This window comes from Paenibacillus glacialis, from assembly GCF_001637205.1.
Taxonomy (GTDB): domain Bacteria; phylum Bacillota; class Bacilli; order Paenibacillales; family Paenibacillaceae; genus Paenibacillus_AQ; species Paenibacillus_AQ glacialis.
The window spans coordinates 431,980-452,573 of the sequence record NZ_LVJH01000070.1 but is presented as its reverse complement, the minus strand read 5'-3'; the positions used below and the strand labels follow the sequence as shown (position 1 = coordinate 452,573).

Here is a 20,594-nt window from a genome sequence, read left to right as displayed (position 1 = left end):
ATATTCATGAGAACAAACGGTCAAATCGCTAATACCACAATTCAAAAGTCCACTATTGTAACATCGATGGATAACACAGCGCTCAATTATGAGCAAGTGGATGCTTTTACAGAAATGGCGTATGAATCAACTGATTTTCTTAAAGGGATTCGCCATATTAATAGACTGAGTTCTAAAGGTACGATTGACAAAATCGGCGTAACGGGTCGTAACTTGCGTGGAAAAAAAGAGAATGTCATGGCAATGAATGGCGCAGCTCCTTCTTTTCCACAAGTACCGTATGCTGTGGAACCAGTTGTTCTACCATTTGAAATCACCGAAGAATTCATTCGTCAGACGCAGCGTGTTCGTGGCCAAAATGCTGAGGATATTATCATGCGTTCCATGGCGAATAACTTTGGTGATAATATGCAGGATATCGGTTTCAACGGAGATATCGCTACTATAAGTACTGATCCAGATTATGAATTTCTGAAGATTAATGACGGTTGGTTGAAGCTTGCACGTAAAACAGGTAACTTCCTCGACTTCAAAACTATGACAGCTACTCAAAAGAAAGGGGTCCTGTTTGAAGTTGAGCGTGCTATTGCAACGCGCTTTCGATCTGGTGGTGTGTTTAAATACTTCATGCACCCTAATACCTTCTCGAAACGTCTTCAGAAACTTGCAGAGATGGATACTAGCGCATCGATCCAGCTTCAAATTACTGGCGGTGTTAAGAAGGTCAATGCATATGATGTGGAGGAAGTTCCTCATATGCCTGAAGGTGCGATTCTGTTCACGTATCAGCAGAACTTCGCTATGGTGCATACCTATGACATGCAGATTCGCAAGACTACTGAAGGTAAAGATGCGATCTATGCTGATAAGCGGTTCTATGCCATTCACACTGATTTTGATTCTATTTTTGAAGAACCTAGTGCAGTTGCTTACGTGGAAGGGGTGGAATTTTAATGGCATACGTTACGTATAGGGGGACCAACGCGTCCCTTACCCTGCATGGCATCAGGTTTGAACCGAGGGTGTCGGTGCTTATTGAAAGTGAATCAGTTTTGAAGAAGTTACGAGACCAATCAGACTTTGAGATACGTGAGGAAAAGGTCGTTCCACTGGAGGACCTGACACCTGTCCAACTTAAAGATAAGGCGAAGGCATTGGAAGTAGAGGGTTTTAGTGATATGAAGAAGCCTGAACTGATTAAGGCGCTAACCGCGCTAGAAGGAAAGGGACAGTCCGATGCTAACACCGACGATCCTCCAACTACGTAGTCGTGTGAGTGCAGTCCAGGAAGCCTTGCCTGAACTGTTGGAGCAGTACATTGATGACGCGCAGACTAGGATAGAATTATACTTGCCTGTTAAATTTCCTGAAACGGTAGATAAGCAGCTCATGTTGGCCTGGGTAAGGCTAGCAGAGTCGCTAGCGCTTCAAGATAGTGAGGAGTATCTTGCATCAGTAGCGAGGGGATATTCTTCAGAAAGTGATGGAGCATGGACCTATACGAGGCAAGCAGTAGCGGGTAAGACCACAGGCAACGCTGATGTAGATAATATTCTCTTCCTGTGGATTCAGAAGCAGGAGCAGGCCGATGACGGAAACGTTACGGCCTATTTGCTATGAACCATCGCTTCCATACACCGTTGGCACTGTACCGGGTAACTAGGAAGAAGGATGGCGACGACCTGTTCAGTGATCGGAAGTCCGGCAAGGTAGGGGATCATAAGTGCTTTGTCATTAAGACTGAAACGTCCGAGAAGACGGATGAAAAGCCTGTATTGTATATCATAAAGAAGACGATAGGCTTACCTAAATCAGCCGATGTGAAGCTTAGTGATGAGATACATCTACTAGGTCGTCGCTACTTAGTTATTGATGCGATTCCCCGGCGATATTGGAGAGAGATCCTTGTTACATGTGAGGTGAAGGGCAGTGAACATTCATGATTTCGACGGCTTGGCCCGTAAGTTTAAAAAGCTGAGCGATGAAGGAGTGAGTGAGATCCTCCGTAATATTGCTGAAGCTGTGGGGGAGACACTATTAAACTTAGTCATTGACGAGATCGATAAGCAGGATCTTATTAATACGGGTTTGATGTGGAACTCGTTCACGCGTGGCGAAGACGGAAATGTATGGGAATGGGATGTGGATCGTAATGCAATCACACTTGAAGTTGGTTCTAATTTGGGAACCCGAAGCAATGATCCAAGCAAAGCGGGATATCCACGGTTGATTAATGATGGATATACAATTCACAAGGCCCACTTTGTACCTGGTTACTGGGATAGTGTAGGAGCATTCATTTATGATCCAAACGCTAAAGGCGGCTTTATGGCAAAACCAAGAACATTTATTGGTCGGCATTATTTTGACATTGCCATCAAGCAGTTGGAAGGCGGAATGAATGCTTTAATCCAGAAGCGTTTGGAAAAGGAATTGGAGAGGATGCTGTCATGATGGATGTTGGGCTTAAAGCGTGGGCTGAGATCGTGCAGCAGGTTTATCCTGAGCTTCCGATTCTTCGGGATCGATCGTTATGGCAAGCTGGACAGTTTGAGCGACCAAGCGTATTTGTGGAAACTGATCTGGTTTCAGACAAAGTGCATACACCGATGGCAGACCGGATTATTGAGGATGTGGGACTGGTCTTCCATTTTGATATGGAACGGATAGGAGAAGAGGATCAAGGGGAGCCGATTCCGTTGGACCTGGCTCCTTTCTTCTTATTCCTTCGGCAACGTAGATTCTGCGTAGCATCAAAGCGCTTCGGGATCATGATGGTGATAGAGGCACCACGTACGCGTGAGCTGAAGGATCGGACAGAGGTTACTTTCCGGTATTCTTATTTGCTACACGTTCCTAAGCTACTGATCAAAGACGATGGGCAGCCGGTGGAAAAAATCAACGATTTCTATATCGATGAAGGGGAGTACAAGCTATGAGTGTTAAAAAAACAGTCCGAGAGCCTGTAGATGTTTCGAATGATCTGAACAAACGAACCAAGCAGGAATGGATTGAGGGCGCAGTGGTATTGAAGCGGGAACGCTTTGAAATCGCGGGCGCTCTTTTTGATTGTAAAACTGATGCCCTGTTATCAAGGCAAGAAGTTAATCAAAAGCTGGAAGCATACTTGCGTCCAGTAACGAAGGAGGAAACAGTGAATGTCGATACAAAGGAATAGAGCAGGTGCCTACGTTGAGCTAATCGCACTAGCAAAGGCTCGCATTATCCCGGTTACGGGTCGTGTGCTGATCCCTTATCAAGCCGAGTGGGGGGCGCCTAACCAAGCAATTGATATGGCGGATACTTCTGAACGACTAAAGGAATCGGGCTTGCTTGTGGACGAATTAGAGCTTGCTGCAGAGAGTGGGGCAACGGTGGTCGGCTACCGCGTCACCAACGAGCAAGAAAAGCCAGCTCTTTATGCTGTGCCTGATAGCTACACCATTGAGGCACGTTATCCAGGGACGCGCGGTAATGACTTTGAATTTATGGTACGGACAGCATTGGTAGATGTTTTAAAGAAAGAGATCGTGATCCGAGATAGCCAAGGGACCTATGATACGGAGACATACCTGGTTGCTGACAAAGCTGAAGCGATTGAAATACTGAAGAAGTCGGCAATGGTCCGTTTGAAAAATACAGGAGTAACTGCACTGGCTGACTTGGCTTATACAAAATTAGCTGGTGGTATCACGGGGACGGCTACGATGACTGCATCCGATTGGAGTCGGATCTTTAACCGGATTGATGGCCTAACCTTTGATGTATTCTATCTGCCATCCACTGACAAAGCTGTCCAAGTAGCTTGCAAACAATGGCTGTTGGATCGCCGCATAAAGGCACGTAAACTCGCACAGTTGGTTGTTGCAGGGGAAGCGTCTAAGGATGGTGATATTGAGTCGCACAATGAACGTAGTCGTGCGATGAATGCACGTTACATCATTAACTGTACTTTAGCTGGTGAACACCTCAATGGTAAAACTTATAGTTCAGTTGAATGGGCTGCTTGGGTGGCAGGGTTGGCCGCTGGTACTCCTGCGAACAAATCATTTACAGGTGTAAAGGTGCCTATGAAGCTAGCAAAGGTGGACTGGAGCCATAGCGAAGTGATTAAGGGATTGGCTGAAGGTACGCTAATGGCTACCCGTGACGGTTACGACTATATCATTGAATCAGCAATTAATACGCTGACCACACTTGGAACGGGAGAGCGTGAGGACTTCGGAAAGATCAGAGTGTCTATGACGATTGACCAAGTGCTTAATGATATTTATGCAACTGCCAAAAAGCAAAAGGCAAAGCTAGACAACGATAAAGATGGCCGTGGAATGTTTATTGCTGCCGTTCTTGAGTACCTTAAAATCCGCGGACAGCAAAAGGCGATTGCTGATAACTTCACATTTACAGAAGACGGTTCAAAAACGAGCGACTTCGATTATGCTTTCTTCAAAGTGTTTGCAAAACCACTGGACGCTATCGAAGCATTCTATATCACTTGGGAGGTGGCGTAATCAATGGAACGCGAACTGATTGGCCGTAACCTGTCTGTTCAGGACGACAACGGTGATGATATCCAAACGATTAAGGAGATCGAGGTTTTATTGAAGCCGGAGAACCTTGATATTGTTAGAGCACGCCGTATGACGAAGACAAAACAGCTCACAGGTTATGAGATTACCGTTAAGTTGGTCATGTCAAAGCTGGAATCACGCCTGCGCTATAGGTTGTTGGAAGACTTCAAAGCAGGTAAGACATTGTTCTTGCCCCGAATTACGGGTGCCCTCGAAGATAAGATGACAGGGAATACTGAGCGAGTGTTGATCACAGGTATTCACATCCATGACGAGATGGACATCATGGTTGCAAAGATAGATGACAATAACGGTATCGATATTACATTGTCGGGGACCGCGACAGATTATGATTTCGTGAAACAATTTCCGGATTATATGGCATAGGAGGACGGATACTCGTCCTCTTCTTTATTTTCTTTGTCCCAAATAAATTACACCTATTAGGAGGAATTATTAATGAGTAACCAAGACAAATTGCAAAAGTATCTGGAAAAAGGAAAGGCTGGCCGTAAGGATGACATTATTACGGTGTCTGCTGATGGTGATGATTGGGCTGTACGCCGCCTAACGACGATGGAGGTTCGTCGTGCTTACGAATTATCGTACGATGACAACGGTAACGTAAAAGAATCACACAACGAGATTGACGTAATGATCGTCAAGGCTACGGAACATGATTTTGATTGGAATAATGTTGATCTGTTGAAGTCGTTTAACTGTACAAGCAAATTTGAGCTGCCACCTCGTTTGTTAGAAAATCCAAATGATTATTCAGCCCTTAGTCAAGCAGTTCGTAATTTTCAAGAAACGAAGGATGTGTTGATTAAAGAAGCAAAAAAATCATCAAGCAAGACGGAGAAGCAAGTTGGGTAGCTTCCTTTTGGATTAACCAGAAGCGACTACCCTCAGAAATATTGCCGTATGAAGTTGATAAGCAGCGGCAGTATTATTTCTGTCTTGCCGCAGGGATGATCGCAGAAGAAGAGGCGAAGCGGCTGGCTAAGAAATAGAAGGAAGGAGGTGAAAGACAATAGCAGCTACATCAAAAGTGACGGTTCCGTTCGAAGCCCAGGATTTTATTTCTGGTGCTGTTAGGAATATACGCAAAGTACTGCGCGGTGCTACCGATGATCTGTTAGATTTCCGACGCGCATCCGGACAGATGGGGGATGATTTGGTCTCTAACCTCAGACGATCTCGGAGCGCTGCAGATGACCTGGGAAGTCGGATTAGTAATGCATCGGACGAAACACGTAGGTTGGGAAGGGCAAATGTTGATGATTTATTCCGGCGCGCTCGGAGCGGAGCAGACGATCTAAGGCGTTCTGCGTCACGGGCAGATGCGGAAATAAGAGGGATGAGTGACTCCCGTGTGCATATTCGTGCAAAGGATGATGTTAGTCCAGTATTGGATACCATTTCATCTAAGATAGCAACTATTACTGCAACAGCAGGTGCCATGCTGCTGGGCGGTGGGCTTAAAGATGCCATGTTTAGCAATGTGATGGAATATAATTCCGAGGCTGCTAGGAGTGCTCCCTTTTTGCCAGAGAATTTTCGTCAACCAGGATTGGCTAAAATGGAAGATCTAGTGAAACAAGGTATCATTCCGAATAAAACTGAGGGAGCAACATTACTAGCCGATGCCTCTCCATTAATGAAGGATAAGAATCAAGTAGCCAGTTTGGCTGAAGAAGTTGCTAAGTCGATGTACATCCGTCCCGACTCAGGTAAAGAAGAAAACTTACGAGCAATTTCTCAAGTGTCTAAAGTCTTTGGAGAGAGTCCTTCCAAAGCCAATGATAGTATTAACTACGCTTATAAAATGGTAGGCGATCCTCAGCAGGACGTGAATGATACGTTCTGGGAATATAGTGGTTATTTCAAGAATGCGGGCAGCAGTTCTGCTCAAATGGCTAACTTCTTGGGTCAGAGTCTAGAACAAGGGGCATTTAATTTTGATAAGCCAGCTGACTTTTTTAAAGAAACTTTTGGGGTCAAAGCTTTGAATACTGGGGATATGGAAACATACTTTAAGTTGCGTGGATCTGGAAAGGATGAAGCAGCAAGGCAAGCTAGCGACTTCACGACCGATATTAATTCTGGAGACACACAGCGGAGTCAGGGTGCAATAGCTGCATTAGTCGCGGATTTTGCCAGCCAAACAAGAAGTGAATTAAAAGCATCGTTGGTATCCTTAGGATCAGCAGCAGCAGAGGATAATGCAGATGCTATATTGAAGACGTATGCAGTTCCATTCCAAAAGGCCCCTGACGTTACAGGCACAACTGATCAATTACTTAAAACTCAGCAAGATGCTAATCCTATGATTGATATGATCAGAACTAGGAATGAAATAAACTTACAAATGCAAGACATTGGTGCGAACCTATCTACTGCTGTCCTCCCGGCGCTTAAGGAATTTAATGATCTGCTGACTGAAAATAAGGACGACATACAGGCGATAAGCTCCAATGTTGTAGGTTTTGTTAGCGGGTTAACTAGCATTTATAGTGAACACTTTACTGCAATTAATACAGGTTTGCTTCTTATCGGTGGCAGTATCGCTACTATTAAGGGGACTAAATTTGTCAAAGGACTCGTAGACGATACGATTGCTGGGAGCAAGAAAGCCCGCGGTTGGCTCAGCTGGGGCAAGACAGCAAAGAATTCTACTCCTACCGAAGAAGTTGGCACGCCTACAAAAAAACGGTTCTCTCTTCAAAGAGGTGGCATTGGTGGTAACGGTGGAGGAGTGAGGGGGCTAGGCTCAGCATCCCCAATGACCATTAATGCCAGTGTGGTATATCTGAACGAGGCTGGTGGTGGTCTTGGCGGGAATGGTAGAAATAAAAAACGTCGAGGAGGTCGAGGAAGCAAACGAGGTGGACGTGGGCTAGGGCTAAACAGTAAAGGAACAAATAATCGTAATACTCTGGGTGGCCGCAATAAGGACGCCATAGGTGCGCGACGTGGTACTGGAACAACAAGAGCACCAAACTTACCTGATGTTGATGTAGCCCCAGCAAAGGCGCGGGTTACTTACCGAAGTCCAACACGGCTAAATAGCCCCTCATCAATTCCAGATGTAATCCCTGATGCACCTAAAGGTGGCATGATTAAGGGATTATTTAAAGGTGGAAAAAAGGCACTTAAGGCGGCGGGGATTGTTGGTACTGTGGCAGGGATTGGATTTGGTGGCTATGACCTATACCAGGCAACAAAAAAAGATGGTATTAGATCGGCCATATCTTCAACAGGTGGTTCCATGCTGGGTGGCACTGCCGGAGGTATCGTCGGAGGAGTGGTCGGTTCACTAGCTGGTCCCATCGGTACGGCTGTCGGTGCGGCTGCTGGAGGATGGGTCGGTGAAAAACTTGGTTCAATGGCCGATAATGCCGGATGGACCAAAAAAGCTGTAGACGGTATCTATTCCATCGGTGACTGGATCACAGGTAAGAAAAAAGAAACACCTGCAGCGGCTCCAGTCGCACCACCTGAATCCAAGGTTACTTTCGGAAATATGACGCCTGAGAAAACTATAAAACTTCAAAAGGCCTTCGAGTCGTTTCGTTCGGACGTATCGAAGAATGGCTTAAAGCAGTCTTTGAGTAATGCAATGGATCAGAACGGTGTCACCCAGACAGTGGACAAGATAAAAGACCGCTTTGTTGGAATGTTAAAGAGTACAGATTCGAAAAAAGCTCAGGACAACATTCGCGCCGTCGGTACAGTATCTCAGAAAGCAGGAGTCCAAACAAAGCAGCTTGGACAAACAGCTAAGAGCAGCACGCAGGAGATCGTGCAGGGAGCAGGTCAGGCTGGGAAGAGCTTTGGAGGAATCAGTTCTGCTGCAAAGTCTGCGGTAAGCGAGACACGGTCGCATTTGATGGGGTTACAGAATATCAGTAGCCAAGGTAGCAGTTGGGGAAGTAATTTAATTTCTATGATGACATCCGGAATACGAAGTAAATTCCCATCATTATCTGCGGCCGTTTCCGATGCTGCAGGAGTCATTAAGAATTTTCTTGGTTTCCACTCGCCGACCAAAGAAGGTCCAGCAAGCAATTCTGACAAATGGGCAGGCAACTTTGTTTCAATGTTCGCAGGTGGGTTGAAGTCGGATTCCATACGACAAAAGATGACTTCGATTGCTGGAACATTGCGTAGTGGTGTCCAAGGTATTCAGGGACCACAGTATGGGAGCATGGTTGGTAGTGGCGTTCCCATTGCCCAAACACTTAATCAGGCATCCCCTGCAACACCTAAAGCTGTCACCATTCAGAACATTAACATCGACTTTGGAGAGCTAGCGAAAGGAATTACAGACTTTGCTCAATTTGCCAAGATGATGACTAGCCCTCAAGGTCGGGCATTGATTCGTCAAGTATTTGGTGAAGAATTGTACAAAGTTCTGGAGAATGGAGGGTAAGCCATGTTGGCATTATCTCAAGGGAAAATCCGTCTTACGTTCCCGATTACCCCAGCAGAAATTCAGATTACATCGGGTAATGAGGTTGAGGTATTTACCGTTATTACCGGACAGGAGCGTACAGGTAAACCCGTTTCCAAAGTGAATCGGGTTTCTTTTTCGAGCATTTTACCACGGCAATGGGAGAACATTTGGGAGAAAGATAGTAAGCAAACCGTCACCTATAAGACCCCAGAGACAACGTGGAATCTGTTGGAACAATGGAAGGCAAAGCCGGTTGTACTTAATTTCGAAAACTTGTTCAGTCAGACGATGATCATTGAAAATATGGAGAAAACCTATAAAGACGGACAGGGTAATCTTCATGTTACCTTTTCATTTGTCGAGAATAAGCCAGTAAAAATCGTGTCCTACTCCAACACAAAGCAACTGCTTAAACCTGGTGTAATAATAACTAAATCATCAAAGAGTCGACCAAACACGACTGGGAAAAAGGATGCGAAGAATAAGAAGAAGACAAGCGAAAAAGCCAAAAAGGCCAAGGATAAAAGTAAAAAGGCTAAGGACAAGGCTAAAGATAACGCGAAGGGCTCTTTCGATTACTCGAACCAAAAGAGCCGCATATCCAGTAAAAATGCTAGCGTTAAAGGGAAGTGATTGGTGTGGATGGTTTCACAGTTTTGTATGGGAAAGATAACACTCGCCACGTCTTAACGGATGCGGTTGATGAGCTGTCTTGGTCTTCTGGCAGGGATGAAATCGCCCGCAGCGCGACGGTGCGGTTACGCAATGCCACGGGCATGAGGGTCGCTGGTATGTTGATGTGCTTTTCGCAGCAAATTAAAGGTCCACTAACGAACGCAAAGAATCAATTTTTCCATGGCCCGATCATTAAATATGAGGAAAATGAATTTACAAATGCTTGGGAAATTGAGACTCGTGAAATTGGCTGGTATCTAGCGAAGAACAAAGGCACGCGTCCATATCTGAAGGGAGAGGCTGGGGCAGAGCTGCAGCGTTATATCAAAACTACAGGTGTAGACTTCCGTTGCCCGAAGCTGGGCTTTAATCTTGATGAACGCTATGGCACGATGTATCATTCCGATTTGATCTTGGATGTGCTGCAAAAGGCATATGAGCGTAGCGGCTACCGATACCATGTGGATGTGGTACGGACAGACCAGAGTTTCTATCTGGAGGTAAAAAGGGAGGGGACCAATAGCCGGGTCCCTATTTTTATTCCCGATCAGATGGAGTCTAGCACAGCAGGTTATTCCATAGAGGATACGTACACGGTCGTGACAGCTGAGAAGTACAAGGACGACAAGCTAGCCTCTTCAGTGACTAAGACTAATGCGGGTGCAGTGAAGTCGATGGGAAGGATGGAGGAAATCATTGAGGTGGAGGAGGACGAGACTCCGGCAACGGTCGCAGCTCAGCGACTAAAGGCTTTATCTGTTCCCAAGCAGATCAAAAAAATCACCGTAAAACATGAGGACCACACACTTTCCGGATTAAGAGCTGGTTGGTTAGTACTGATCAAGACCGATCATGTATCTAAATGGATTGTGGAGAGTGCAGAATCTAGTTTCAGCAACGGCATGTACACGGTGCAGTTGGTACTTGAAAGGAGGGAAGCCTAGTGCTGAACGATGCTTTGAAGCTGTTGAGAAATAAAATGTCAGACCACATCGATGCGAAGGATACAGAACGAGCCACACTGTTGAATTGGCCTGTCGCGAGACTTGAAGTGGACGGAGATCCGTATCCTTATGAAGAGGATAAACTGGTCTTTGCAGATTACCTGCAGGAAAGACGTACTGAAGTGATTTTTGAGGTTGAGGAGCCATCGGTTTCTGTACTGAAGGGCGTTCTGGTCACACCAAGCCCTCTGCAGGTTGGTGATCGATTGATTGTGTCTCGCATGACCGGACAGCGCTACTATGTGCTTGGAAAGGATGTGGCAGGTGGTGGCTGATGGAGGTTTTTTTCCTGAACTAGACTTGTCTGAGGTAGATCAGATTGAGTCCACTGAGTCTGTGCGATCTGAAACCAAGTGGACCTATGTTATCGATTGGCGAAACCGCCGCCTTGAACTCACTGATAGTGGACATCCAAGAAAGACCCAAACTTATGGGGAATACCTGGTACAGACAGCAATGAAAATACTTAATACTGAACGTTTCCAATATGTCGTATACGGAGAGGATATTGGCGTTGAAAAATCGGAGTGGCCAGGATGGGAAGACATTGAAATCAAACGTGATATTGAAGAGGCATTGACCGCTCATACGGAAATTGAACAGGCAGAGGTATTGTCCATGCAGCGAGTAGGCAGAGACATGTACCTGCAGATCTCATTGACTGGCCTAGTGGGAACTGCGTTGTTGGAGGAGGAGATTAGACTATGAATTTGAAATTAGCGGATCTGCCGGTTCTCCCACCGATGGCAATATTAGAAGAAACACCTGAGGATATTTACCGTCGTTGGGTGAATAGGGCCATCACACTGGCAAATGACAGAGGTCTACCTCCTCCGCCCACGGATGATGCTGAATTCTTCTATGACCTATGGTATCCCATCGCTCAAGAGATATCTGAGCAACAGGAGCTCTTAACCTATGCCTTCATTCAAGCGTTCCCCATTTGGGCGGATAGCGAGTTTTTGGACGGTCATGGGTGGTCGGATGGACTACCACGTAAATTGGGAGAAGATGACGACACATATCGACTGCGGCAACTTGATCGTGCCTTTACTGAGGAGGGAAGTGGCCGTAAGAAGGACTATGAAGCATGGGCCATGGAAATAGAAGGTGTTGGCGGAGCCATGGCACGGGAGAAAGAGCGGCATGATACTTCTATTGATTTGTATCTTACGGATCTGAATAGCCAGCCGATTACAGAAGCATTCGCGGAGACGGTTAAAGTTTGGATGTGGGATGAACGGCGAATTGCGGGACATGACCTGCAGGTACATCCGGCACAGGTGTTTACGCTACGCATCGAGGCGAAGTTGGATACCGCAATTGATCGGGCTGAGTTGGTTGATCTCATACACAAACGCATCCTGGATTATGCTATTGGTCGTAGCAAGTTAATCTACAACTATATGGCTGCGCTGCTACTTGTCAAAAGCGTTGAAAACTACAGCAGCTTCAAGATGAACGGTATGACTGAGGATGTTGAAGTACCAAGCACGTCAGTACTGAAGCTTGAGGTGATCCTTACATGATACCTTTACGATATCGGGAGATGTTGCCACCGTACATGTATGAAATCGACATGGTAGAGCGGCACTTTATGGTTATGGAACAGGAAATAGATGACCGAGAAAAAAAGATTGACGACTTGGGTGACCAATTTATTTTGCAACGTGCTACCTGGGCATTATCTATGTGGGAATGGATATATTTTAGGCAAGAGAAGAATGGAACTTTGGATCATCGCCGGGAGGAAATACGCCGGAAGAGATGGGCAAAGAGGCCCTTTACGTTGCCAACGCTTCGGCTGATCGGCAACAAGTATGGCAAGCTTCTTAATGTGATCGAAGACTTTCAGGAAAAGGAGATCCGCTTTGAATTTGCTGCAGGGGAAAAAATAGACCTGGCTGCATTGGAGGCGGATTTTGAATATATCCGGCCCGTGCATATCCTACGATCGGTGCCGGTCGCCAAGACACCTGAGCAACCTATTATTATTCGTGGAGTCGGTTACGGCCATCAAGTGGACTTTCCGATCTGCGGTTTAGAGATCCCAGTCGAAGTAGGCGTAAGTGGTAAATTAACTAATCAGACGTTGACTGTTGGTAGCAGTAGAATCTACCACGGCGTGGATGGGCCGATAACTGGTTTTGAGTTACCAATAAAATAAGAAAGGATGATCTAAGCATGGCCGACCTTGTACAGCCGCGCTTGCTGGATTATATCTTGCAGGACATGAGCGCTCGTTTTGACCACGCGCTATTGAATATCGGGGGAGAGCTTATTCATTATCCGATACACAATACGATCTTCTCCAGCCAATCTGTCCGCAAATACGTTTACGTAACCGAAACGCAGGCTGTGGGGAAACAAATATTAGGATCATCCCTGATGGATAAGGATGGTAATACGTTAGCAAACCAAGGCCTTAATGTCATCAAAAACGATAAGGGCTTTTTAATTGGCTTTGAGATATCAGTACGATTGGAGGCGACAACGAATGTATAACAAACAAGTATGGAAAGATGAGATACCGGATTTGACTAAGCCGATTCTAGATACAAATGGGAAACAAAAGACTGATCCGCAGACAGGGAGACCGCTCTTTGAGCTTGTCCAAGAAGGGACACGGATTACTTCTACCCGTTTAAACAGTATGGAAACAGGGATCGGGGGTGCTCATGATTTAGTAGAGATGTTGGCAAAAGAACTTGGGGGAAACTTCGTAGCTTCATTCAACGGGGCAATAGGATTTGAATTTTCAACTAAGGATCTCACGGTTAGTTGGACATCAGGAATCGCATATGTTGGCGGTAGAAGATTTGAAGTGCTAGCGGGCAGCTTACCACTAAATCCGACACAGGGTCAATATTTGTATTTGGACTTAGACGGTAAGATAAAAAAGACAACATCGGAAGCAATTGCGGCAACTGCTCTTTTACTTTGGTATGTTGCCACTGATGCCAGCGGAGTTATTACCTCTACAGATAAACGAAGTACCATAAACATGGCTGAAATCCTTAAGAAAATTGAGAACATTACGGTTCCGTCCGCTTCATTGACAGTAAGTGGTATTACCATGTTATCCAATAAAACGGACGGCACAAGCCAAACAATAGCCGTCACAGAAAAGGCATTAAATGACGTTATGAAAGAGGCACAGGCGGGAAAGCAAGCTGGCAATGAGCGTAAAGCGGAAGTGGTTGCCGTGCTTGTTGCCAAAGGAATTGCGGCTACTATAAATGATACGTGGGATACCCTTATTGCTAAGATGGCAGCGATTGTTAAAGCAACTGGAAATGCAGTTCCGGCTGATTTGTTAGTAGGGAAAACAGCTACGAATGTGACAGGACCGATTGCGGGCGCAATGCCTAACAGAAGCGCTGAGAATAATCACCAGCCAGCTAACTCACAAGTTACCTATCCAGGAGATCGTATATTTTTAAGTCCTCCAAACGGGTGCTACGACGGATCGACATGGGTAACACATCCAGCCCCAACGCTACTACCACAAAACGTCCGTAGTGGTGTGGATATGTTAGGCGTTGTGGGAACACTGGTCGAGGGAACACCATTTGTTCGCGGGTATGTAGAACAAACACCCGGTACGAGAATAATCATACCATTCAATTCCCAAACTCAGAGTTTTAATATCAAAACAATCGCATTGTGGGTTAACGGGAACGAAGTCAACTATTTAGCATATTCAAGAATCGTTAGTGGTCGAGGCAGGGTGGTATACTTCGCTTTTGGCTGGAGTTCTGGCGATTTTTATGCAGATGTGTATAGCGATAGAGTTGAAATTACGGTGCCGATAAGCGGTGGTAGCGATGTAGGATGGCAATACTTGTTCCTAACAATTTAAAGGAGGTATATCAGTATGGTAGAGACTGGAAGCAAAGTTTTTTACGAAGTTGACACCGGAAACGTGTTGGTTACAACTCCGTCTCAAATAGCTCCTGATGGCGTCCATATCCACAGCGTTGACGAGCTTATACGGATTTACCCTGTACTGCGCGACCGGGACCAGGAATCGTTCGATGTTATCGAGTTGGAATATGGTCAATACGCTCAAGATTTTGCCGAATGTAACGGATACCGCGTGAATCCCGCCACACACGCGTTAGAATTTTCGTATCCCGATCCAAACGAACCAGAGAAACCGCCTGTTTATGTCAAGTCGTTGACTGATCAGGTAGCGGAATTAAAAGTACAAAATGGGGATTTAATGATAGCGATCGCTGAGGTGGCGGAAGCATCCGAAATAGAAAAAACAAATACGCAGTTGGCAATTGCAGAACTAGCCGAAGTTATCGCGGGAGGTGTTTAGGGATGGCGAAATTATATTACGATTTAATCAACAAAGGCTTGCGTACGATTGACGATGTTCCCGTAACTTGGAAATCCAAGACACAAACATTATTAGACGCAGACGTGACGGTTTAGGATGATAATACACAACATCAACAGCACCCAATGAGGTGTTTTTATTTTGCCCTTGGAGCCAATCCGAGGGCTATTCATATTTAATAGGGGGAATGGAAATGGAAAGATTGGATTTAACGTTAAAGTGGGGCATAGCTCTTTTAGGTTCAGCAGCGACTTACCTGTTAGGTGAATGGTCTGAACTGATATCGTTTTTTCTATTTGCGATTGTGATTGATTATGTAACCGGAATTTTAGCTTCATTAAAAGAAGGGAAAGGTCTTAGTAGTAGTGTTGGGTTTTGGGGGTTAGCTAAAAAGGGGCTTATGCTGCTTGTTGTGATTTTGGCACATCGTTTAGATGAGTTATTTGGTACAGATGTAATTATGATTGGTGCCATTTACTTTTATTTGGCGAATGAACTTATCTCGGTCACAGAGAATTATGGGCGGATGGGTTTGCCGTTACCGAATAAGATCAGAGATGTCATAGCTATTTTTAAACAAAAAGGGAGCGATCAATCATGAATCCATTTGAATCTTACAGACTAACAAGTCCATTCGGCATGCGTATGCATCCAGTATATAAAGTACCAAAGTTCCACAAGGGCGTTGATCTCGTAACGACACCCTCCACGGGTCCGCTGTATGCATTTGTCTCTGGTGAAGTAACACATGCAAAGGAAGGTACAAAAGGCTCTGGATTCGGAGGTTACGGCATCGTAGTAGCTATCAAGGATAACAAAGGTTATCTTCATTGTTATGCTCATTTGTCCGCTGTATCGGTAAAAGTAGGCGATAAGGTAAAGAGAGGGCAAAAGGTGGGGCTTCAAGGTAGTACAGGTGTAAGCACAGGCGCACATTTGCATTATGAGATCCGCAAGTCATGCTCACCATCTAATGGCTATACCGAGACTGAGAGTGGTGTAGTGGAGCCTACAAAATATCTGCAAGACTATTATTCCAAAGAGGAGATATCAATCGTGGATAAGAAAGACGCAAATGCAATCATTGATAAGTATCTTAAGCCAGCTTGGGGAGTTGCCAAGACACCTGCTGATAAACTAGAGATTGGCCGGTTAGCCGATGAATTACGCGCTGCTTCTGGACAAGAGAAACAGAATAGTTAACCGCTTTTTCCAATTTGATCTGTTGTGATAGAAAAAACCTGTTATTTACACCATCGTAAGTAACAGGTTTTTTAAATTATTATACGATTTTAGACTGTCCAGTCATCTCATCCACCATTTGATCAGCAAAGTCTTCAATTTGCAGATGGTTATGAACTTCAAAAGTTTTTGTTTCTTCTTTAAGAATCTCTAAAGCAATCTTTACATTCTTAGTTAGGTCTTTTATATAGACCAAAGAAGTAAGGTCTACATTGTTTGTTTCGAAATGTTCTTTGAGCCTGTCTTTTGATTTCAACTTGTTAAAATTATAAGCCCATTCTTTTGCTAATTGAGCTGCTTGCTTACTTCCGCGTAGAGTATAATCAAAAGAAAATGTTTTAATAATTTTTATTTCCTTTTTCTTTGTTTTATATGCGTAATCTAATTCAATTTGCTCAGAACCAATATCGAACTTGAGATTTTTTTCTAAGGATTGATCTAAATTGTGTGTCTTGGTGCGTATGACTTTATTCATAATAGATTTAACTTCTTGATCAGTTAATCTAGACTTTTTTTGAACTTCGAAATGGACATAAACCTTGTAAAGATTGAATAAGTCAGTATCAAAGTCGCTTGATCTAAATAAATTTATTTTTGAAAATTGTAATTGATTTATATATATAGATGTCGCCTTTTCCAAATAGTTTTTATCTGCTAAATCTTCGTAAGAGGGCCCGCTAACCATGGAATTTTTAGAAAAATCTTCTTTCACTCCACTTAAAACAATTTTCAAAAAGGGAATATCAATTTCATCATCAAAAACTGAGACCCTTGAGAAGTTAGTTGTAATTATACAATCAATATACTTATCTTCAGGTGAATGAAGCACCACACCTATATTAATGAATTCTTCTCTGTTTTCATCAGGAACGTAACGTAAAACTGTATATTTACATAATTTATTATCCATGATTAACTTCCTCCTTTCCAATTTGGTAATATCGGTTTTAATATTGGTAGAGCATTACTTATTCTATGCAGACGGTCACACAAATAGCAATGTAAAGCTAATTTGTCATCCATCGAAATGATCCATTCATCAGGTATACTACTTATAGTATGCCATAAAAACTCAGATGTCATCCCTAACATTTTAACAATTATTGGGTCGAAGGGGTTGTTGCCTTTTACAAAAGGGACTAACTTTCTAAAAATATATCCGTCATGGGCAAACGGTTCAAATTGTGAGCCAACCCTAATTTCGAGTTGATGTGCATCCCAAAGAGGTCCAATATCAAAGGCGTGAGAATGGTCAATTACTACAATCTTCATCTTAGATTGGTCGAATATCAAGTTTCCACCGTTTCTATCCCGATCAGTATTACAGATTAATTGATCAAATAAAATAATCTCAGGAATAGCTTTTATATTAGTTGCCGATTCAATCATCTTCGAATTAACTATTTGGAAGGCCTTATTAATTTTCTTTGTTCCAAAATGAAGTCCTTTGGAAATTGAAACATCACTTTCTATATGTTCTGTAATTTCAGTCCCAAAAATATCAATGAAGTCTTGGTCAACATTTATTAATGTAGGAGAAGCGAGTGGCAAGTCTAAAAACTTGGCAATTTTTGCACAAACAAACTCATTAGCTAAGATTCTTGAAGTTTCAGGATTCTCTTTAAACTTTGTGTAATATGAATTTCCGTCATTACCTAAAAGAATATAAGGTTTAGTAACACCGTTATTAACTGGCTGTATTGGTCTTACCGCATTTACAATTTGCACACACTGACACCCACTTTATTTATATATGTGGTAACTCTCTCTATTTTAGTGGTTTAGAAAAATATTACAACAAATAAATTAATTAACGATTAAGTAGTTTCTACTCATATCATAAGCCTAAAATGGGTTGTAATGGCGGGGTTCTAGTATTTTAGATCCGAATCTGAGTAGGCTGACGAAAAAAATATTGAATGTTAACCATCGAAGCCGAGAAGTTAAAGGTTATTAAAATTTAAGTCTCCTACTTGTATAGTGATTATAAGTAAACGGAAAAATGCCGCAAAGAAGTATAACCCGCTATGGTATTATATTTGGTCCTAACCTCAACATAATCTCCCTTTAAGGTTCATCTTCTAATATAAAGACAACCTCTTTTAATACATATGATACCTTGCTGGCGTGAGTGCTTGCAGGGTATTTTACGTTATAAGAATGAACCATTAGACAGGATAGTTGAAGAACGACTGTTTATTTTAGAGGGTATTTAACATCTATTATCGAAACAAATATAAATGGATTAATAATTTTGATGGGGGAAGAGTGAAGAATGTATATAAAAACAGATAGATTATTGATACGCAAATTTGAAGTTATAGATTGGCAGGCTGTACATGAGTATACATCAGACATTAATGTTATGAAATATTTACCTGCTGGGATTTTTTCTGAAGAAGATGCTAAGGAGTTTATAAATAAAAACACGGGTGATAACGCCGAAAATTTTCCTGTTGTATTAATGGAAGAAAATCTTCTCATTGGTCACATTGTTTTTTATAAGTATTTTGGTGATCATACTTATGAGATCGGTTGGGTGGTTAATCCTAAATATCACAAAAAAGGGTATGCTTCTGAAGCAGCGCAAGCTATATTGAAATACGGTTTTGAGAAAATGAAATTACATAGGATTATAGCTACATGTCAGCCTCAGAATATTTCATCATATCGAGTAATGGAGAAAATTGGAATGAGGAGAGAAGGCTATTTTAAAAAATGTATACCAGATGGTGTTGAATGGTGGGATGAATACTATTACGCTATTTTGGAAGAAGAATGGAAATGAGCTATAAGGTGTTTTTAGATGAAGATAAATTCCTAGCTTATTGTACTAACGGAACACGATAGTCCAAAACAATGACCACAGAGGCATAACGCTAAAGTGGTCTTATTTGATTTATATAAGAATCTAAATAAAGGCAAACAGCATAATAATATATGCCAGAGGAGCATTTATCTACTTCTAACCCCAATATAATCTCCCTTTAAGGTTCATCCTCTACTATAAAGGTACCTCTTATGTATATGGTAAGGCCCCGCAGGGTAATCACTGGCGGGGCCTTAGTGCGTTAATGAAACTCTTCTTTAGCAGCGAATAGTATTCATTTACAGAATGTCACAAATGTATTATATTAGTCGTAACATATACGAAAGCATCGTTATGCAATCCGAAAACATCGGTAAAAATACCCCGCTAACCTTAATTGGTCGGTGGGGTATTTTTTTTGTTTAGGTAAGGAAAATTTTCCTTAGCAGAAAAATAACATGGCGTGTTGATAATCCAACCTTCTCACCCTACTTCCTCTGTTTGACTAACATGAATTAACATTATTTCACTCTATCAAAAATAATTAGTATAGACCTTAATAATCTCAAATAATTCAATAAAAACAAATAAAATGACATAAAACAACAAAATAATACAATAATCATCTTTTTATAACATTGAAAAAATGACATGTTATTACATAATAAGGCTTTTTACCTATTGTAAATAATAACCTATTTAGTATGATGATAGAATCTCTAAAACAAATATCTTTAGGAGGAAAAAAAATGAAGAGTTTTTTAGCTAAAAGCATTCTGGTTTTATCAGTCTTATTTATGTTAGTAGGTTTTATGCCTGTTGGGCAATCCAATGTCAGCGCAAATAGTTTTGATCAACAGGAAAGTCTCAATTTTGATCAATCTGCATTAACTGAAGATAATTATAGTAACGAAGGTGAAAACTTAACCCAATTTAATGAAGACCAAATTATACTTTTTGCAGAACCAGGTCCTACATATCCAGGAACTAATGTTGAGATGCGAATCGGAGATATTCTCTACTCTACAAAAACACTCGGGAGCAGTTCTCAAATTGTTGGTCATACTGGAATTGTAAACTCAAATTTTAAAGTCGTTCATGTAACATTACCAGTAAATGGTGGTACCGTAGACAATATGACAGGATATATGAATAGACATGGTGTTGGAGAAACTATTAAAGTTTATAGACCTAGAGATGGAAGAGGCGTAAATGCTGCTAAATGGGCCACGTACAACTATAGCTCTGTAAAGGAATACTCTATTGAACCATTTGCCAAATTAGGAACTCTCTCTCCAAATTATTGTTCTAAATTTATCTGGCAAGCATTTTATTTCGGAGAAGGATTAGACATGCTTAATCTTAATAATACACCGGATCTCAGAGGATTTGTCACCCCATCAATGATAGCGAGTTCTCCTAATGTTATTTATTTAACTTCATTTACAGCTAGATAACTAATAAAAAGTTGCCTTTAACAGATTTT

General features: G+C 42.6%; 27 protein-coding genes. 25 read left to right on the top strand and 2 right to left on the bottom strand.

The features are described 5' to 3' along the window. The first annotated feature begins 6 nt into the window (after nt 1-6). The 23 genes from PGLA_RS24830 to PGLA_RS29495 all read left to right on the top strand — a co-directional run bounded on the left by PGLA_RS24830 (nt 7) and on the right by PGLA_RS29495 (nt 16,260). Nucleotides 7-954, top strand: a complete 948-nt coding sequence (locus PGLA_RS24830; RefSeq protein WP_068537872.1) for a phage major capsid protein, P2 family — start codon at nt 7-9, stop codon at nt 952-954. Continuing rightward, entirely contained in the window at nt 954-1,268 is a 315-nt protein-coding gene (locus PGLA_RS24825) for a Rho termination factor N-terminal domain-containing protein (RefSeq protein ID WP_068537871.1), read from the top strand. The genes PGLA_RS24830 and PGLA_RS24825 overlap by 1 nt, the downstream gene beginning before the upstream one ends. Continuing rightward, nucleotides 1,237-1,620, top strand: coding sequence for a DUF3199 family protein (locus PGLA_RS24820; protein ID WP_068537870.1), 384 nt, complete (start codon nt 1,237-1,239; stop codon nt 1,618-1,620). The genes PGLA_RS24825 and PGLA_RS24820 overlap by 32 nt, the downstream gene beginning before the upstream one ends. Continuing rightward, complete coding sequence (locus tag PGLA_RS24815) at nt 1,617-1,943, top strand: hypothetical protein (RefSeq protein ID WP_068537869.1); 327 nt, start codon at nt 1,617-1,619, stop codon at nt 1,941-1,943. Before PGLA_RS24820 ends, PGLA_RS24815 begins: the two co-directional genes overlap by 4 nt. Then, nucleotides 1,930-2,454, top strand: a complete 525-nt coding sequence (locus PGLA_RS24810; protein WP_068537868.1) for an HK97 gp10 family phage protein — start codon at nt 1,930-1,932, stop codon at nt 2,452-2,454. The genes PGLA_RS24815 and PGLA_RS24810 overlap by 14 nt, the downstream gene beginning before the upstream one ends. Continuing rightward, nucleotides 2,451-2,939, top strand: coding sequence for a hypothetical protein (locus tag PGLA_RS24805; protein ID WP_068537867.1), 489 nt, complete (start codon nt 2,451-2,453; stop codon nt 2,937-2,939). The genes PGLA_RS24810 and PGLA_RS24805 overlap by 4 nt, the downstream gene beginning before the upstream one ends. Further along, nucleotides 2,936-3,178 carry a hypothetical protein gene (locus tag PGLA_RS24800; protein ID WP_068537866.1) on the top strand — a complete coding sequence of 81 codons (243 nt, stop codon included), beginning with the start codon at nt 2,936-2,938 and terminating at the stop codon, nt 3,176-3,178. The genes PGLA_RS24805 and PGLA_RS24800 overlap by 4 nt, the downstream gene beginning before the upstream one ends. Further along, nucleotides 3,159-4,511, top strand: coding sequence for a phage tail sheath subtilisin-like domain-containing protein (locus PGLA_RS24795; protein WP_068537865.1), 1,353 nt, complete (start codon nt 3,159-3,161; stop codon nt 4,509-4,511). The genes PGLA_RS24800 and PGLA_RS24795 overlap by 20 nt, the downstream gene beginning before the upstream one ends. Nucleotides 4,512-4,514: 3 nt before the next feature. Beyond that, entirely contained in the window at nt 4,515-4,958 is a 444-nt protein-coding gene (locus PGLA_RS24790; RefSeq protein WP_068537864.1) for a phage tail tube protein, read from the top strand. A 72-nt stretch (nt 4,959-5,030) separates the two neighbouring features. Further along, a complete protein-coding gene (locus PGLA_RS24785) occupies nt 5,031-5,447 on the top strand; it encodes a hypothetical protein (RefSeq protein ID WP_068537863.1) in 417 nt (138 codons plus the stop codon). Between the two features lie 175 nt (nt 5,448-5,622). Further along, entirely contained in the window at nt 5,623-9,006 is a 3,384-nt protein-coding gene (locus tag PGLA_RS24780; RefSeq protein WP_245700300.1) for a phage tail tape measure protein, read from the top strand. A gap of 3 nt (nt 9,007-9,009) precedes the next feature. Next, a complete protein-coding gene (locus tag PGLA_RS24775; protein WP_068537862.1) occupies nt 9,010-9,663 on the top strand; it encodes a hypothetical protein in 654 nt (217 codons plus the stop codon). A gap of 158 nt (nt 9,664-9,821) precedes the next feature. After that, nucleotides 9,822-10,649 (top strand): XkdQ/YqbQ family protein, encoded by an 828-nt coding sequence (locus PGLA_RS24770; protein ID WP_145939661.1) that lies wholly within the window; start codon nt 9,822-9,824, stop codon nt 10,647-10,649. A 23-nt stretch (nt 10,650-10,672) separates the two neighbouring features. Beyond that, nucleotides 10,673-10,984, top strand: a complete 312-nt coding sequence (locus PGLA_RS24765) for a hypothetical protein (RefSeq protein ID WP_245700298.1) — start codon at nt 10,673-10,675, stop codon at nt 10,982-10,984. After that, the gene (locus PGLA_RS24760; RefSeq protein ID WP_245700296.1) at nt 10,977-11,417 is read left to right on the top strand and encodes a DUF2634 domain-containing protein; all 441 of its coding nucleotides are present in this window, start codon (nt 10,977-10,979) and stop codon (nt 11,415-11,417) included. Before PGLA_RS24765 ends, PGLA_RS24760 begins: the two co-directional genes overlap by 8 nt. After that, nucleotides 11,414-12,238 carry a baseplate J/gp47 family protein gene (locus tag PGLA_RS24755; protein ID WP_068537859.1) on the top strand — a complete coding sequence of 275 codons (825 nt, stop codon included), beginning with the start codon at nt 11,414-11,416 and terminating at the stop codon, nt 12,236-12,238. The genes PGLA_RS24760 and PGLA_RS24755 overlap by 4 nt, the downstream gene beginning before the upstream one ends. After that, nucleotides 12,235-12,876 (top strand): putative phage tail protein, encoded by a 642-nt coding sequence (locus tag PGLA_RS24750; RefSeq protein ID WP_068537858.1) that lies wholly within the window; start codon nt 12,235-12,237, stop codon nt 12,874-12,876. The genes PGLA_RS24755 and PGLA_RS24750 overlap by 4 nt, the downstream gene beginning before the upstream one ends. Nucleotides 12,877-12,893: 17 nt before the next feature. Continuing rightward, the gene (locus PGLA_RS24745; RefSeq protein ID WP_068537857.1) at nt 12,894-13,214 is read left to right on the top strand and encodes a hypothetical protein; all 321 of its coding nucleotides are present in this window, start codon (nt 12,894-12,896) and stop codon (nt 13,212-13,214) included. Next, entirely contained in the window at nt 13,207-14,571 is a 1,365-nt protein-coding gene (locus PGLA_RS24740; protein ID WP_068537856.1) for a tail fiber protein, read from the top strand. Before PGLA_RS24745 ends, PGLA_RS24740 begins: the two co-directional genes overlap by 8 nt. 15 nt (nt 14,572-14,586) lie before the next feature. Next, nucleotides 14,587-15,036, top strand: a complete 450-nt coding sequence (locus tag PGLA_RS24735; protein ID WP_068537855.1) for a hypothetical protein — start codon at nt 14,587-14,589, stop codon at nt 15,034-15,036. A gap of 2 nt (nt 15,037-15,038) precedes the next feature. Continuing rightward, nucleotides 15,039-15,152, top strand: a complete 114-nt coding sequence (locus PGLA_RS29500) for a CD1375 family protein (protein ID WP_281197457.1) — start codon at nt 15,039-15,041, stop codon at nt 15,150-15,152. A 98-nt stretch (nt 15,153-15,250) separates the two neighbouring features. Further along, nucleotides 15,251-15,658, top strand: a complete 408-nt coding sequence (locus PGLA_RS24730) for a phage holin family protein (RefSeq protein WP_145939660.1) — start codon at nt 15,251-15,253, stop codon at nt 15,656-15,658. Further along, nucleotides 15,655-16,260: a M23 family metallopeptidase gene (locus PGLA_RS29495; RefSeq protein WP_068537854.1), complete on the top strand. Its 606-nt coding sequence runs from the start codon at nt 15,655-15,657 to the stop codon at nt 16,258-16,260. Before PGLA_RS24730 ends, PGLA_RS29495 begins: the two co-directional genes overlap by 4 nt. 79 nt (nt 16,261-16,339) lie before the next feature. Here the strand turns inward: PGLA_RS29495 and PGLA_RS24720 are convergent, their stop codons facing one another. Further along, a complete protein-coding gene (locus PGLA_RS24720; RefSeq protein ID WP_068537853.1) occupies nt 16,340-17,209 on the bottom strand; it encodes a DUF3037 domain-containing protein in 870 nt (289 codons plus the stop codon). A gap of 2 nt (nt 17,210-17,211) precedes the next feature. Then, nucleotides 17,212-18,027, bottom strand: coding sequence for a HipA family kinase (locus tag PGLA_RS24715; RefSeq protein WP_068537852.1), 816 nt, complete (start codon nt 18,025-18,027; stop codon nt 17,212-17,214). 547 nt (nt 18,028-18,574) lie between these two features. Between PGLA_RS24715 and PGLA_RS24710 the strand changes: the two genes are divergently transcribed. After that, a complete protein-coding gene (locus PGLA_RS24710; protein WP_068537851.1) occupies nt 18,575-19,087 on the top strand; it encodes a GNAT family N-acetyltransferase in 513 nt (170 codons plus the stop codon). Nucleotides 19,088-19,857: 770 nt separating this feature from the next. Continuing rightward, the gene (locus PGLA_RS24705) at nt 19,858-20,565 is read left to right on the top strand and encodes a hypothetical protein (protein ID WP_068537850.1); all 708 of its coding nucleotides are present in this window, start codon (nt 19,858-19,860) and stop codon (nt 20,563-20,565) included. Nucleotides 20,566-20,594 lie beyond the last annotated feature (29 nt).

Bases quoted from the DNA above. Each gene is read 5' to 3' on its own strand.
- PGLA_RS24720 (WP_068537853.1), bottom strand. From the start codon at position 17,209: ATGGATAATAAATTATGTAAATATACAGTTTTACGTTACGTTCCTGAT.
- PGLA_RS24785 (WP_068537863.1), top strand. From the start codon at position 5,031: ATGAGTAACCAAGACAAATTGCAAAAGTATCTGGAAAAAGGAAAGGCT.
- PGLA_RS24775 (WP_068537862.1), top strand. From the start codon at position 9,010: ATGTTGGCATTATCTCAAGGGAAAATCCGTCTTACGTTCCCGATTACC.
- PGLA_RS24745 (WP_068537857.1), top strand. From the start codon at position 12,894: ATGGCCGACCTTGTACAGCCGCGCTTGCTGGATTATATCTTGCAGGAC.
- PGLA_RS29500 (WP_281197457.1), top strand. From the start codon at position 15,039: ATGGCGAAATTATATTACGATTTAATCAACAAAGGCTTGCGTACGATT.
- PGLA_RS24825 (WP_068537871.1), top strand. From the start codon at position 954: ATGGCATACGTTACGTATAGGGGGACCAACGCGTCCCTTACCCTGCAT.
- PGLA_RS24795 (WP_068537865.1), top strand. From the start codon at position 3,159: ATGTCGATACAAAGGAATAGAGCAGGTGCCTACGTTGAGCTAATCGCA.
- PGLA_RS24740 (WP_068537856.1), top strand. From the start codon at position 13,207: ATGTATAACAAACAAGTATGGAAAGATGAGATACCGGATTTGACTAAG.
- PGLA_RS24710 (WP_068537851.1), top strand. From the start codon at position 18,575: ATGTATATAAAAACAGATAGATTATTGATACGCAAATTTGAAGTTATA.
- PGLA_RS24830 (WP_068537872.1), top strand. From the start codon at position 7: ATGAGAACAAACGGTCAAATCGCTAATACCACAATTCAAAAGTCCACT.
- PGLA_RS24805 (WP_068537867.1), top strand. From the start codon at position 2,451: ATGATGGATGTTGGGCTTAAAGCGTGGGCTGAGATCGTGCAGCAGGTT.
- PGLA_RS24750 (WP_068537858.1), top strand. From the start codon at position 12,235: ATGATACCTTTACGATATCGGGAGATGTTGCCACCGTACATGTATGAA.
- PGLA_RS24770 (WP_145939661.1), top strand. From the start codon at position 9,822: ATGTTGATGTGCTTTTCGCAGCAAATTAAAGGTCCACTAACGAACGCA.
- PGLA_RS24755 (WP_068537859.1), top strand. From the start codon at position 11,414: ATGAATTTGAAATTAGCGGATCTGCCGGTTCTCCCACCGATGGCAATA.
- PGLA_RS24735 (WP_068537855.1), top strand. From the start codon at position 14,587: ATGGTAGAGACTGGAAGCAAAGTTTTTTACGAAGTTGACACCGGAAAC.
- PGLA_RS29495 (WP_068537854.1), top strand. From the start codon at position 15,655: ATGAATCCATTTGAATCTTACAGACTAACAAGTCCATTCGGCATGCGT.
- PGLA_RS24730 (WP_145939660.1), top strand. From the start codon at position 15,251: ATGGAAAGATTGGATTTAACGTTAAAGTGGGGCATAGCTCTTTTAGGT.
- PGLA_RS24815 (WP_068537869.1), top strand. From the start codon at position 1,617: ATGAACCATCGCTTCCATACACCGTTGGCACTGTACCGGGTAACTAGG.
- PGLA_RS24790 (WP_068537864.1), top strand. From the start codon at position 4,515: ATGGAACGCGAACTGATTGGCCGTAACCTGTCTGTTCAGGACGACAAC.
- PGLA_RS24705 (WP_068537850.1), top strand. From the start codon at position 19,858: ATGAAGAGTTTTTTAGCTAAAAGCATTCTGGTTTTATCAGTCTTATTT.
- PGLA_RS24820 (WP_068537870.1), top strand. From the start codon at position 1,237: ATGCTAACACCGACGATCCTCCAACTACGTAGTCGTGTGAGTGCAGTC.
- PGLA_RS24800 (WP_068537866.1), top strand. From the start codon at position 2,936: ATGAGTGTTAAAAAAACAGTCCGAGAGCCTGTAGATGTTTCGAATGAT.